The sequence below is a fragment of the Actinomadura logoneensis genome, from assembly GCF_003428695.1.
In the GTDB taxonomy this organism is placed as follows: domain Bacteria; phylum Actinomycetota; class Actinomycetes; order Streptosporangiales; family Streptosporangiaceae; genus Spirillospora; species Spirillospora logoneensis.
Genome location: NZ_QURH01001009.1, coordinates 1 through 12,588 on the forward strand (window position 1 = coordinate 1; position 12,588 = coordinate 12,588).

At 72.9% G+C, this 12,588-nt stretch carries 15 protein-coding genes and 1 tRNA gene; 12 read left to right on the plus strand and 4 right to left on the minus strand.

Features of this window, described 5'->3' with window-relative positions; translation table 11 throughout:
- Window positions 1–180: sigma factor-like helix-turn-helix DNA-binding protein (locus DZF91_RS34710; RefSeq protein ID WP_268915999.1), on the minus strand; the 180-nt coding region annotated here is incomplete at its 3' end.
- A gap of 228 nt (window positions 181–408) precedes the next feature.
- Between DZF91_RS34710 and DZF91_RS34715 the strand changes: the two genes are divergently transcribed.
- Entirely contained in the window at window positions 409–753 is a 345-nt protein-coding gene (locus DZF91_RS34715; RefSeq protein WP_117361276.1) for a hypothetical protein, read from the plus strand.
- 58 nt (window positions 754–811) lie between these two features.
- Here the strand turns inward: DZF91_RS34715 and DZF91_RS34720 are convergent, their stop codons facing one another.
- A complete protein-coding gene (locus tag DZF91_RS34720; RefSeq protein ID WP_147341527.1) occupies window positions 812–1,264 on the minus strand; it encodes a MarR family winged helix-turn-helix transcriptional regulator in 453 nt (150 codons plus the stop codon).
- A 63-nt stretch (window positions 1,265–1,327) separates the two neighbouring features.
- Between DZF91_RS34720 and DZF91_RS34725 the strand changes: the two genes are divergently transcribed.
- Window positions 1,328–2,530: an FAD-dependent oxidoreductase gene (locus DZF91_RS34725; protein ID WP_117361278.1), complete on the plus strand. Its 1,203-nt coding sequence runs from the start codon at window positions 1,328–1,330 to the stop codon at window positions 2,528–2,530.
- Between the two features lie 112 nt (window positions 2,531–2,642).
- Here DZF91_RS34725 and DZF91_RS34730 read toward each other — a convergent pair whose 3' ends face one another.
- Both DZF91_RS34730 and DZF91_RS34735 read right to left on the minus strand, forming a co-directional pair.
- Window positions 2,643–3,311 carry an LmbU family transcriptional regulator gene (locus DZF91_RS34730; protein WP_235834780.1) on the minus strand — a complete coding sequence of 223 codons (669 nt, stop codon included), beginning with the start codon at window positions 3,309–3,311 and terminating at the stop codon, window positions 2,643–2,645.
- A gap of 65 nt (window positions 3,312–3,376) precedes the next feature.
- A tRNA-Leu gene (locus tag DZF91_RS34735) sits at window positions 3,377–3,454 on the minus strand.
- A gap of 375 nt (window positions 3,455–3,829) precedes the next feature.
- Between DZF91_RS34735 and DZF91_RS34740 the strand changes: the two genes are divergently transcribed.
- From DZF91_RS34740 to DZF91_RS34785, 10 genes are all read left to right on the plus strand, one after another.
- Complete coding sequence (locus DZF91_RS34740; RefSeq protein WP_117361279.1) at window positions 3,830–4,063, plus strand: hypothetical protein; 234 nt, start codon at window positions 3,830–3,832, stop codon at window positions 4,061–4,063.
- The gene (locus tag DZF91_RS34745) at window positions 4,063–4,584 is read left to right on the plus strand and encodes a Clp protease N-terminal domain-containing protein (protein WP_199487102.1); all 522 of its coding nucleotides are present in this window, start codon (window positions 4,063–4,065) and stop codon (window positions 4,582–4,584) included. The genes DZF91_RS34740 and DZF91_RS34745 overlap by 1 nt, the downstream gene beginning before the upstream one ends.
- Window positions 4,581–5,567: an ABC transporter ATP-binding protein gene (locus DZF91_RS34750; RefSeq protein WP_117361280.1), complete on the plus strand. Its 987-nt coding sequence runs from the start codon at window positions 4,581–4,583 to the stop codon at window positions 5,565–5,567. The genes DZF91_RS34745 and DZF91_RS34750 overlap by 4 nt, the downstream gene beginning before the upstream one ends.
- The gene (locus tag DZF91_RS34755; RefSeq protein ID WP_117361281.1) at window positions 5,564–6,415 is read left to right on the plus strand and encodes an ABC transporter permease; all 852 of its coding nucleotides are present in this window, start codon (window positions 5,564–5,566) and stop codon (window positions 6,413–6,415) included. The genes DZF91_RS34750 and DZF91_RS34755 overlap by 4 nt, the downstream gene beginning before the upstream one ends.
- A 450-nt stretch (window positions 6,416–6,865) precedes the next feature.
- Complete coding sequence (locus tag DZF91_RS34760; RefSeq protein ID WP_117361282.1) at window positions 6,866–7,480, plus strand: response regulator transcription factor; 615 nt, start codon at window positions 6,866–6,868, stop codon at window positions 7,478–7,480.
- A gap of 170 nt (window positions 7,481–7,650) precedes the next feature.
- Window positions 7,651–8,097, plus strand: a complete 447-nt coding sequence (locus DZF91_RS34765; RefSeq protein ID WP_147341528.1) for an RICIN domain-containing protein — start codon at window positions 7,651–7,653, stop codon at window positions 8,095–8,097.
- Between the two features lie 103 nt (window positions 8,098–8,200).
- A complete protein-coding gene (locus DZF91_RS34770; protein ID WP_117361284.1) occupies window positions 8,201–8,839 on the plus strand; it encodes an FMN-binding negative transcriptional regulator in 639 nt (212 codons plus the stop codon).
- 10 nt (window positions 8,840–8,849) lie between these two features.
- Window positions 8,850–9,638, plus strand: a complete 789-nt coding sequence (locus tag DZF91_RS34775; RefSeq protein ID WP_117361285.1) for a thioesterase II family protein — start codon at window positions 8,850–8,852, stop codon at window positions 9,636–9,638.
- On the plus strand, window positions 9,635–10,489 hold the full coding sequence (locus tag DZF91_RS34780; protein ID WP_117361286.1) for an SDR family oxidoreductase: 855 nt from the start codon (window positions 9,635–9,637) through the stop codon (window positions 10,487–10,489). Before DZF91_RS34775 ends, DZF91_RS34780 begins: the two co-directional genes overlap by 4 nt.
- A gap of 31 nt (window positions 10,490–10,520) precedes the next feature.
- A partial coding sequence (locus tag DZF91_RS34785; protein WP_117361287.1) for an AMP-binding protein occupies window positions 10,521–12,588 on the plus strand: 2,068 nt, incomplete at its 3' end.

Consider the following 12,588-nt stretch of genomic DNA (forward strand, 5'->3'; position numbering starts at 1 on the left):
CGCGGGGGTCCGCGCCTCGTCCAGCCGGCGGCGCGCCGACACGGCCAGCCGGCGGCACGCCGCCGGAGTCCGGCCGACGACGGCGGCGACCTCGGCGAACGGGTAGCGGAACACGTCGTGCAGGACGAACGCCACCCGCTCGGCCGGGGCCATCGACTCCAGGACGACCAGGAACGCCATGGTGATCGACTCGTCCAGCGCGACGCGGTCGGCCGGGTCACCGGCGGCGGCCCGGACGGCGCCGCGACGGCCCCCGGAACGACCACCGTCGACTCCCGCGAACGGGGCGTGAAGACCGCGCTGACGAGGGCGTTCGTGAGCGCGAAGGTGCGGCTCGACATCGAGGTCGCGGCACTTCCCGCCAAGGACCGCCCAACTTGCCCATAACCCGACATATAGGGTGACCTCATGAGCAGCACGCCGTCGCTGGACGGACGCCGGTTCCGGGCCGTGGCCGACACGGTCGGCGGCGAGGTCGGAACCCTGACGGAGTTCGCCTACCGCGAGCGCGACGGCGAGATCTGGGCCGAGTACGCGGGCGGGACCGTCCGCCGCGGCTTCCTGGTGGGCGTGCGCGACGGCGACGAGATCGAGTTCCGGTACACGCAGCTCAACACGGCGGGCGAGACGTCCACCGGGCACTGCTTCTCGGTGCTGCGGACGCTGCCGGACGGACGGCTCCGGCTCGAGGAGACCTGGGAGTGGGAGTCGCGCCCGGGGTCGGGCACCAGCGCGGTCGAAGAGGTCCGCTGACCCCGCCCCGCGGCGGAACCGGGGAACCGGCCGGCCCGGCGACGGGACCGGCCGGGCCTCAGTCGGCCCCGTCCCGCAGTTCCTGCGTCGCGTCGCGGTACGCCGCGGCGACGCGGGTGAACATCTCCAGCATCACCGCCGCCTGCTCCGGGCCGAAGTGCTCCGCCACCGCGCCCAGATGGCGCTCCGACAGCGCCGCGGCGGCGTAGTACCTGCGCATCCCCTCGGGGACCGGCTCGACGATGACCGCGCGCCGGTCGTGGGCGCTGCGCGTCCGCCGGACGTAGCCGCCGCGCTCCAGCCGGTCCACCAGGCGGGTCGCCGACGCCGACGGCAGGTCGAGCTCGGCGGAGAGCGCGCCGACCGGGAGCGGGCCCCGCATCTCCATGAGGACGAGCGCGGCCACGTCCGCCATCTGCAGTCCGAGCCGGTCGGCGACCGCGTGGTTGTGCAGCATGAACGAGATCACGAACTCGCGGTACAGGTCCGCCGGCGAAGAACCCTGGGGCACCCGCACAGCCTACTCCCGAGCGATGTATCTTCGAATCGGAGATACTCCGATGGGAGAAGAACTATGGACGTCATCGTGATCGGCGCCGGGGTGGGCGGGCTGGCCGCCGCCCGGCGGCTGCTGGCGGACGGGCACACCGTGCGGGTGTTCGAGAAGGCCGCCGGGCGCCGGACGGGCGGCGCGGCGCTCACCGTCTTCGGCAACGGCGCGGCCGTGCTGAGCGACCTCGGCGTCGACCTGGAGGGGGTCGGCGGACGCATCGACCGGATCGACGCCCGCACGGCCGACGGCAGGCTGCGCACCACCATGGACCTCGCCCACGCGGCGGACGCCTACGGCTTCCCCACCCGGTCGATCTCCCGGCGGCAGATCGTGGACCTGCTCTCCGAGGGGCTTCCGGACGGCCTGGTCCGCTACGGCGCCGGCTGCGCGCGGGTGACGCAGGACGCCGGGTCGGCCACCGCCGTCTTCGAGGACGGCACGACCGCGACCGGCGACCTGGTCGTCGGCGCGGACGGCGTCAACTCGGTCGTCCGGCGGCAGCTCTGGGGCGAGGGCAGCGTCCGCCCCGCGTCGTTCGGCACCTGGCAGGGGCTCAGCCCGATCGACATCGACATCACCGACACGACCCTGCACTACATGATCACCGGAAAAGAGGGCGCGTGCGGCCTCATCCCGGCCGGGCCCGGCCTGCTGCAGTGGTGGTTCGACGTGCGCTGGAAGCCCGCCGACCCGCGTCCGGAGGATCCGGTGGCGATGCTGCGCGACCGGTTCGGCCACTGGGCCTACCCGGTGCCCGACGTCCTCGCCGCCGCCACCGCGGAGGACCTGGACTTCTTCGGGCACCGCTGGAACAAGGTCCGGCGCGTCTGGGGCGAGGGCCGCGTCACGCTGCTCGGCGACGCCGCGCACACCATGCCGCCCACCCTCGGCCAGGGGGCGAACCAGACCTTCGAGGACGCCTGGGTCCTCGGCCGCGAACTGGCGGGCGCGGACGGCACCGACAAAGCGGACGGCACCGGCAACGCCGGCGGCAGGAGCGTCCCCGAGCGGCTGCGCGCGTACGAGCGGGCGCGGTACCCGCACGTGAACCTGGTCTCGCAGATGGCCAAGCGGAACCCGGCGAACTGGCGGATCCCGCCGTTCATCGGCAGGCGGATCAAGGAGACGGCCCAGACCGGGCTGCTCGCCCGGTTCAGCAACCGGCTGACCGACGGCCCGCTGCCGCCCCGGGAGCCCGCCCCGGCCGCCGCTGCGGAGGCCTGAGCGCGGTCGCACCTTCTGTCCCGTCCGTGCGCACGCGGCGGAGGCCCCTCCTGATCGCGAGGGGCCTCCGTGGCGTGCTGGGCCTCCGTGGCGTGCTGGGACGGCAGCCCGATCAGCCGGCGTCGGCGGCGGCCTCGTCCAGGACCTTGGCGATCCAGTCGGGGAGGGGCATCCGGGCGGCCTCGGCGGCCTGGGACCATGCCTCGCCGCGTCCCTCGGCGAGACTCACGACGACCTTCGTCGGCGGCTTTCGGGGAACGGCCCCGGTGAGTTCACGGAATTGCCGTAGTTCCGCGCGCAGGCGGCGCGTGGACCATTTCTCCTTTTCCGCTCTGCTCAGCCATCGGTCTTGTTCCGCTTCGGGCAGGGCGGCTGTTTCCGCATGGTGCTGGAGGCTCAGGGCGTCGCGGCGGCGCCAGGCCGGGAAACGGCGGGCGACCCAGGCGTAGTTTCGAAGGGTCTGGTAGTCGAGTGCGGTCTCCTCCAGGACGAGGCGGTAGCGGTCGGGAAAGCGGCTCTCGCCGTATACGAGCCAGTCCCCCAGCCACCAGGCGGACGAGTTGGTGATCAGCTTCAGGTTGCGGCCGATGTGCAGCCAGGACTCGAAGGTGAGCCCGGCCGGGATGTGCAGTTCGGCCCGCCGCGCCTGAACGCCGACGTCGGCGCCGAGTCCGGCCTGGACCGAGCGCCTGTCCCGGCCGCCGGGGGTTCCGGCGGCCCGGACCGCGGACGGTGCGGGCGGACGGGTTCCGGCCGTCAGGTTGTTCCGTGCCGTGTTCACGGGTCCTCTCCTCGGGCAGGATTCGGAGCGGTCTTCTGAACAGGGATCGAAATGTGTGCACGACGTACCCCGGGTGGGATTCGAACCCACACTGAAACGGATTTTAAGTCCGCCGCCTAGCTACCGTGTTGGGCCACCGGGGCAGGCTCTGCGATGGAAAATGCCGGGGCGGGCGGCCGGGATTCCGAATGAGGCGGTCCAGCCTTCTGTGGGGAGCGCTCGAGCCAACCGACATTCCTTCCTTGATCTGCATTGGCCACAGCATGCAATGGAAGGTCCGGTGGGGCCATTGAGCGGTTCACGTGTTGGACGTGAACTTTTCATACGTCACGGCCGGTGTACGCACCGTCCCCACGCCCGGAAGCCGCGGCCGCGGAGTCGCGACTTCACCCGTGTGACCAGCGCGGGCGTCGGCCCAGGCGGTCCGGCGACGGCCGGCTCGGGGCCCGCGCGCAGGCTCCGACCCAGTTAAGCAACCGGGGTTGACAACCCTCCTCTAAGCAACCTAGGTTGCTCGCATGTCTGGAGCCGAAGTGCCCGCCTCGCGGGATCCGGGCGAGGAACTGGCGGCGGTGGTGGCCACGCGCAGGCTGGCCGACCGCATGGAGGACGTGGCGGTCGAGAAGGCCATGCGGGCGGGCTGGAGCTGGTCCGAGGTCGCCGAGGCCCTGGGCGTCACCCGCCAGGCCGTGCACAAGAAGCACGCGAGGAAGCTGATCGAGGCGGGGGTCCGGTTGCGGAGGAGGACGTGATGCTCCAGGTCTTCGGCCGGTACGTGCGCTCGGTGATCGAGCGCGCGGCGGAGGAGGCGCAGGAGGCGGGTTCGCGGACCATCGAGGCCGAGCACCTGCTGCTGGCGATCGCGGCGGCGGACGAGGACACCACGCGCGAGCTGCTGGCCTGGGCGGGACTGGACCACCGGGCGGTCGGGGACGCGCTGCAGCGCGAGTTCGAGCACAGCCTCGGCACCGCCGGCGTCACCGCCGCCGACCAGGAGGTGCTGAGGCCGCGCAGGGGCGAGCGCAGGCCGTCCGACGCGGGCACCTCCGCCAAGCTCGCGCTGGAGCGCGGGATGGCCGCCGCCGGCGACAAGAAGGACCTGCGGCCCGCACACATCCTGCTCGGGATCCTCGAGCTCCGGGCGGGCACCGTGCCGCGCGCGCTGGCCCTCGCCGGGGTGGACCGGCGGGAGCTGAGGGCGCGGACGCAGGCGGCGATATCCGACGACGGCCGGCAGGGGCCGCCCGAGAAACCAGGAAAGGCGAGCCGATGAGTCCGAGCGGCGAGACGGTCATCGAGGTCGAGGGGCTGCGCATGCGCTACGGCGCCAACGACGTCCTTCGCGGGGTGACCTTCCGGGCGCACCAGGGGGAGGTGCTGGCCATGCTGGGCCCCAACGGGGCCGGCAAGACCACCACGATCGAGATCCTGGAGGGGTTCCGGATGCGGTCGGCCGGGCACGTCAGCGTGCTCGGCCAGGACCCCGCCCACGGCGACGAGAACTGGAGGTCCCGGATCGGGATCGTCCTGCAGTCGTGGCGCGACCACGGCAAGTGGCGGGTCCGCGAGCTGCTGGCGCACCTCGGCACGTACTACGCGGGCCACTCGACCGAGCGGGTCACCCGGCCGTGGGACGCGGCGGAGCTGATCGCGCTGGTCGGGCTGGGCGAGCACGCCGACAAGCAGATCCGGATGCTGTCGGGCGGCCAGCGCCGGCGCCTGGACGTCGCGATCGGCATGGTCGGCCGTCCCGAGCTGCTGTTCCTGGACGAGCCGACCGCCGGGTTCGACCCGGAGGCGCGGCACGAGTTCCACGACCTGATCCTCGGGCTGGCCGCGGCGGGCGACACCACGATCATGCTGACCACGCACGACCTGGCCGAGGCGGACAAGCTCGCGGACCGGATCGTGATCCTCAACCACGGCCGGATCGTCGCGGACGGCACGGCGGCCGAGCTCGCCGAGCAGATCGTCGGCGAGGACGAGGTGCGCTGGACCCTCGACGGCCAGCGGTACGTGCGCTCGGTCAAGGACTCCACGGGGTTCGTCCGGGGCCTGTTCGAGGAACACGGCACGGCCGTCTCCGGGCTGGCGGTGCGGCCGTCCTCGCTGGAGGACACCTACCTGGCGCTGGTGCACCGCGCCGAGTCCGGCGAGGGGGGACCGCCCCCCGAGGACGAGGACGAGGCGGAGGACGGCGGGACCGGCGAGAACGGCGACGGGGCCGGCGACCAGGCGAAGGAGTCGGTGCGGTGAAGGCGCGGACGGGCACGACGGCGATCACCTCGGGGGTCTCCCGGGGGTGGATCGAGCTGCGCCAGGCGTTCAGCGGGTCGGAGCTGGTCAACCAGGTGCTCTGGCCGCTGCTGACCCTGGTGGCGATCTTCTTCTACCGGAACCGGGAGTTCCGGCACACCGGGTTCAAGCTGGGCGCGCTGGTGCTGCCGAGCGTGCTGGGCATGTTCATCGCGCTCGGCATGATCCTGGTGATCCAGTACCTGACCGTGGAGCGCGAGGACGGCACGCTGCTGCGGGCGCGTTCGACGCCGCACGGCATCCGCGCGTACTTCATCGGCAAGCTGTTCATGACGTCCGGTTGCGTGGTGGCCTATCTCGCGATCCTGCTCGTCCCCGGCGCGTTCATGGTGAAGGGGCTGAAGCTCGACTCCTTCGGGCACTGGGCCACGCTGGTCTGGGTGCTGCTGCTCGGGCTGGTGGCGACGCAGTCGATCGGCGCGGCGGTCGGGGCGCTGGTGGCCAGCCCGCGCGCGGCCGGGGCGATCACGCTGCCGGTGATGGCGGTGATCTCGATCTCCGGGATCTTCTACCCGATCACCGCGCTGCCGGACTGGATCCAGACGACCGCGCAGATCTTCCCGGTCTACTGGCTGGGCCTCGGGATGCGGTCGGCGCTGCTGCCGGGCGACATGGCGGCGGTCGAGCTGCACCACTCGTGGCGGCACCTGGAGACGTTCGGGGTGCTCGGCGCATGGGCGCTGGTCGGGCTGCTGCTCGCGCCGCTGGTGCTGCGCCGGATGGCGCGGCGCGAGTCCGGCGCCCGGGTCGCCGCGTACCGGGAGAAGGCATTGCAACGCGTCGGATAGTGGTGATCACGAGCAGATAACGGAATTCGGTTCGGCTGCCGCCTCGCCGCCGGGGAGCCCCCGGCGGCGAAGTGGTGCTTTCTTCAATTAGTCCGCTCTTGCCAGGAAGACGGCCGGGCCGTAAAGATCCCGTTAATTTCGACGCCCAGAGTGGCCGCATACGGCCATGAATCGGCATGGTACGAGAAGCACGTGGTAGCACGATAATTGTCAAACGCACGGAGCACCGACAGAGCACCACCCCCACGATTACCGCGGGTACCGACACGGCACACAGCGTATGGCAGCGGGGAACGAAATGGCGAAGGGGAGCACCGTGGTGGGACCGGCCATGTCCCGACCACCCCCGGCGGCGGCGACGCCCTGACACCGGATCGGCCGTCCCGAAGATCCTTTCCCGACCCCGTCCCTGGCGCCGCGCGGCGCCGTTCGCGATTCCGAAGGTGTGCAATGCGGGCGTTGAAGGTGCTCCTCGCCGAGGACCAGGACCTGATACGCGGGGCGCTCGCCGCCCTGCTGGAGATCGAGCACGACCTGAACGTGGTGGCCAGCGTGGACCGCGGCGACCTGGTCGTCCCGGCGGCGCGGGAGTGCCGCCCGGACGTGGCCATCATCGACCTGGAGATCTCCAACATCGACGGGCTGACCGTGGCCCGGATGCTGCACGACACGCTGCCGTCCTGCCGGACGATGATCCTGACCGGGATGGCCCGGCCGGGGGTGATCCGGCGCGCGCTGTCGGCCCGGGTGGGCGGCTTCCTTCTGAAGACAACGCCCCCGGCCCGCCTGCCCGAGGCGGTGCGGGAGGTGGCCTCCGGCCGGCGGATCATCGACCCGCAGCTCGCGCTGAGCGCCTGGGACGTCGGCGAGAACCCGCTCTCCAAACGCGAGGAGCAGGTGCTCAAACATGTCGCGCAGGGCGCCGAGCCGATCGAGATCGCCGCCGCACTGCAACTCTCGGTCGGCACCGTACGCAATTATCTCACCTCCATGGTGGTGAAACTCAACGCCCGCAACAAGGTGGACGCGGTGCGCATCGCCACCGAGGCCGGCTGGATTCCGTGACGGATTTTCGAACGCGATTCCGGAGCGGCCGTCCCAACGGCCGCTTTCGCGTTCCGAGCGGGACCGTTGGAACGCAACACCCCTGACCGCATGTGGACGACCCGGTTCCCGGCCGGTGCGGCGGCGACATTTCATGGGTCGCGATCACGCCGTCCGGAAAGGAATCCGCTTTGGGCGTCATAGCGAACGGAATTTATGCGATCACCCGGCTCACCGGGCCCGGGGAGCGGTCCCTGATGCTGCCCGCCGGGGACGCCTCTCCCGGCCGCGAGGTGCGGTTGCGCCCGGACACCGAGATCCCTGGCGAGGCGCAGTGGGAGATCCGCGCGTTCGGCAGGAAGACGGTCGTGATCTGCAATGTGGAGAGCGGGATCTTCCTCGGTTTCCCGCCCGGCGACCCGGCGGCCGGCGCGACCATCGGCGGCTGGCCGAAGCCGCGTGAGTGGCGGCTCGTCCCGGCGGGACCGCCGTCGGAGTTCCTGGTCGTGGCGTCCGGCAAGCGCAGCGGCGACTTCGCGCTCGACCTCGCTCCCGGCGACGATCCCGAACGCCCCACGCTCCGCCCGCTCCCGGCCGAGCCCCAGGGCGCGGCCTGGACGTTCACCCGCCTCAAGTAGCGCCCGACCGCGCGGGCCGCCGCTCGTCGGCGGCCCGGCCGCGCAGACCGCCCTGTCCCGGCGACGGGACACCCGCCGCCGCACCCAGGAGAAGGAGCACCGCGTGTACGTCCCGTCCGTCTACCGCGCCCCCGACTCGTCGTGGACGGTCGAGCTCGTCCGCCGGTACCCGCTGGCCCAGCTGGTCAGCAACGGGACGGGGACGGCGCCGCCGTTCGTCACGCACCTGCCGATCATCCTGGACCCGCACCTGGCGGAGCCGCCGGACGACCTGACCGGCGGCGTCCTGTGGGGGCACATGAACCGGGCGAACCCGCACTGGGCCGCGCTCACCGACGGCCAGCCGGTCGTCGCGACGTTCACCGGCCCGCACGGGTACGTGTCGCCGACCGTCTACGGCATCACGCCCGCCGCGCCGACGTGGAACTTCACCGCCGTCCACGTGCACGGGACGCTGCGGCTGGCCGACACCCCCGAGGACACGCTCGCGACCGTCCAGGCCACCGTGCGCGCGTACGAGAGCGAGTTCGGAGCGGGCTGGTCGATGGACGGGTCGGTCGGCTACTTCCGCCGGATCATGTCCGCGGTCGGGGCGTTCCGGATCGCCGTCACCCGCGTGGACGGCATGTTCAAGCTCAGCCAGGAGCAGGAGCCGCAGGTCCGGGAGCGGGTCCGGGACGCGTTCGGCGACCACCCCTGCACCCGGCACCGCGAGGTCGCCGAGCTGATGGCGAAGCTCTAGGGAGGATCGGATGTCCGCCACACCGTCGCAGCGCGGCGAACCGTCACAGGCCGGCGAACCGTCACGGGCCGGCGAACGGTCACAGCCGGGCGAGCCGTCGCGGACCGGAGCGCCGCCGCCCGTGGTCTGCCTGCCGTTCGCGGGGAGCGGCGCCGGGTTCTACCGGGCGTGGAGGAACCGGCCCGGGAACAGGGTGACCGTGCTGCCCGTCCAGCTCCCCGGCCGCGAGGAGCTGTTCGGCGAGGAGCCGTTCACCGACGTCATCGAGGCCGCGGCGCGGCTCGCCCCGCGGGTCGCGGAGCTGACCGCGGGGGCGCCCGGGTTCGCGCTGTTCGGGCACAGCCTCGGCGCGGTGCTGGCCTACGAGATCGTCCGCGAGCTGGTGCGGCTCGGCGGCCCGGTCCCGGCGCGGCTGTGCGTCAGCGGCTCGCCCGGCCCGAACACCGGCCGCGACGACCGCGCGACGGGCCTGGACGACGACGAGTTCCTCTCCCGCGTGCAGGAGTTCGCCGGGTACCGGCACGCCGCGTTCGACAATCCGGACCTGCGGGAGCTGCTGCTTCCGTCGCTGCGCGCGGACGTGGCGATGCACGAGAACTACAAGCCGTCCTCGAACGTGCCCGTGGCCGTCCCCGTGACGGCGCTCCGCGGCGCGGACGACGCGCTGGTCACCGCGGAGCAGGCGCGGCAGTGGCGGGAGGTCACCAGCGCCGGGTTCACCTATCGGGAGCTGCCCGGCGGGCACATGTACCTGGCGGACGCCCCGGACACGCTGCTCCAGACCCTCGCGCGCGCATGAGCGCGTCCGAGCGCGGTGGCGGGGCGGGGCTTCTCCAGGGCAAGACGGCCGTCATCACGGGGGCGGCGCGCGGGATCGGCCGCGAGTGCGCCGTCCGGTTCGCCCGCGAGGGCGCGGACCTGGCGCTGCTCGACATCGCCGCGGACCTGCCCGGCGTCGGCTACCCGCTCGGCAGCCACGAGCAGTTGGACCACACCGCGAAGCTGTGCGAGCGGGAGGGCGCGGCCGTCGTCACGGCGCGGACGGACGTGCGCGACCCGGCCGCCGTACGGGCCGCCGTGGACGCGGCGCTGGACCGGTTCGGCACGGTCGACGTCCTGGTCAACAACGCGGGCATCGCCGCCCCGTCCGGCTCGCCCGTGCACGAGATCGAGGAGCGCGACTGGGCGCTGATGCTGGACGTGGACCTGTCCGGCGCGTGGCGGACGACCAAGGCGGTCGCGCCGGTCATGGTCGCGCGGCGGTCCGGCAGCATCGTGAACGTCGCCTCGACGGCCGGGCTGGTCGGCTACCGCGACTTCGCCGCGTACGTGGCCGCCAAGCACGGCCTGGTCGGGCTGACCCGGGCCGCCGCGCTGGACTACGCGCCGCACCGGGTGCGGGTCAACGCGCTGTGCCCCGGTTCGGTGCGGGACGACCCGGTCGCGGAGGGCCGGATGCTGGTCGAGATCGCCCGGTCGCTGCGGCTGCCCGCCGAGCGGCACGAGGAGTTCTTCCTGCGCGACCAGCCGATGAACGCGCTGGTCGAGGCCGCGGACGTGGCCGGGGCGGCGGTCTGGCTGGCCGGGGACGACGCGGCGCGGGTGACCGGCGCGGTGCTCACCGTGGACGCCGGGTTCACCGTCCGCTGAGCGCGGCGGGCAGGAGCGGAGGACCGAGACGATGACGATCACCGGAACGGCGGCGGCGACGCTCACCGCCGCGTGGCTCCAGCCGGGCCCGCTCCTCCTGGACGGGCGGGGACGCGACTGCCAAGCCCTGGTCGTGCGCTTACCCGGCGGCACGCGCGCGCACGAGTTGTCCGCGCGTCTGGATACCACCGACTTCAAGGGAGTGCGGATCTGGGAGACGTTCGTCCCCTCGCCCCAGGACTCCCCCTCGGCCCGTGAACGGACCCGGCGTGAAGTGCTCCGTCCCGTCCATGGCGAACCCGGCCTCGTGCGTGCGGTGCTCCTGCGCTATGCGGACGCGACCGCGAACCTGGTCCTTGTCGCGCGCCGGGGGTCGCGCGACCTCCTGGACCGGACCGCCGACGCCCTGCTCGGTGTGACCAGGGACGACGCGTACACGGAAGTGAAGAACGCCGCTCCGGAGGCGCGATGGGCCGCCCCCGAGTGGGGCATGGGAGACCCGGCCCGGCCCGGGTTCGTAAGCGTACGAACGCTCCCGCTCCCCTCAGGGGAAAGGGCGCCGCTCCTCGGAGCGATCGCCCTCACCCTCGCCCGGTACTCCGGTGAGCCGACGGTCGAGTTCGGCCTCATCGACAACGGCCATGGCCCTAACGGACACGGCCCGCAGCTCGTGCGCGTGTGTAGCGACGACGAGGAACAGGGCGCGTCCGACTACCTCGCACAGCTGGACATCGTCGACGAGGCCGCCCAGTACATGGGCGTCGTGTTCTCAACCGCCGCCGACGACCGCGTCCATGTGCCGTTCCAAGCCCCGCCCTTCCCACTGACCCTGCACGTCACCGAACACACCGGCGAAGCCGCCGTGTGGTTCGACGAGGGCGCGATCGCGGAGCGGGTCGCCGAGGACTTCGGCGCGTCCGTCGCACGGCTGGCGGCAGCCCTCACGAACGGGACCGGCACGCTCGCCGGCATCCCCGTCCTGACCGAGGAGCAGACCGCGCGGACGCTGCGGTCGGGCGGCGCGGGCGTCGGCCCCTCCCCCGCCGCGCACGGACGGATCGACCGGCGCTTCGAGGAGGTCGCGGCACGCCGTCCCGACGCCGTCGCCGTCGTGGACGACGAGGTCGAGCTGACCTACCGCGAGCTGGACGGACGCGCGAACGCGGTGGCCGCCGGGCTCCGCGCGCTCGGCGTCGGGCCCGGCGCCCGGATCGGCGTGTGCCTCGACCGCGACGCGAGCCTGGTCGTGGCCGTGCTCGGCGTCCTCAAGGCGGGATGCGCCTACGTCCCGATGGACCTGCGCAACCCGCCCGACCGCCTCCGCCTCGTCGCCGAGGACGCCGGTCTCCCGCTGGTCATCGCCGACCCGGCCCACTTCCCCCGCGTTGAGAACGTGCGCGTCAAGGGCCTGGACGAGCTGAAGGGCCCGGGCGGCCCGGCAAGGGCCGGCACGCCGGACGACACCGCGTACGTGATCTACACCTCGGGTTCGACGGGCCGTCCGAAGGGCGTGCTCGTCCCGCACCGGAACGTCCTGGCCCTCCTCGAGGCGACCACCGGGGACTTCGGCCTCGGCCCGGACGACACCTGGACGCTGTTCCACTCCAGCGCGTTCGACTTCTCCGTCTGGGAGATCTGGGGATGCCTGCTGACCGGCGGGCGCCTCGTCGTCGTCCCCTACTGGACGGCCCGCGACACGACCGCGTTCCGGCGGCTGCTCGCGGAGCGGCGGGTGACCGTCCTCAGCCAGACGCCGTCGGCGTTCACCCAGCTCGTCCGCGCGGACGAGCGCGCGGACGACGACCTGGCCGTGCGGCTGCTGGTGTTCGGCGGCGAGCCGCTCGACGTGCGGCTGCTCGCACCGTGGTTCGCGCGCCACTCCCCCACGCGCTGCCGCGCGGTGAACATGTTCGGGATCACCGAGACGACCGTGCACGTGACCGCGCGGACGGTCACGCCGTCCGACCTGGTGGCCGGGTCGCGGTCCGTGGGCCGGGCGCTGCCGGGCTGGTCGGTGTCGGTGCGGGACCCGCGCGGGCGGGTGCTGCCGCCCGGCGCGGCGGGCGAGATCTGGGTCGGCGGCGCGGGCGTCGCGGACG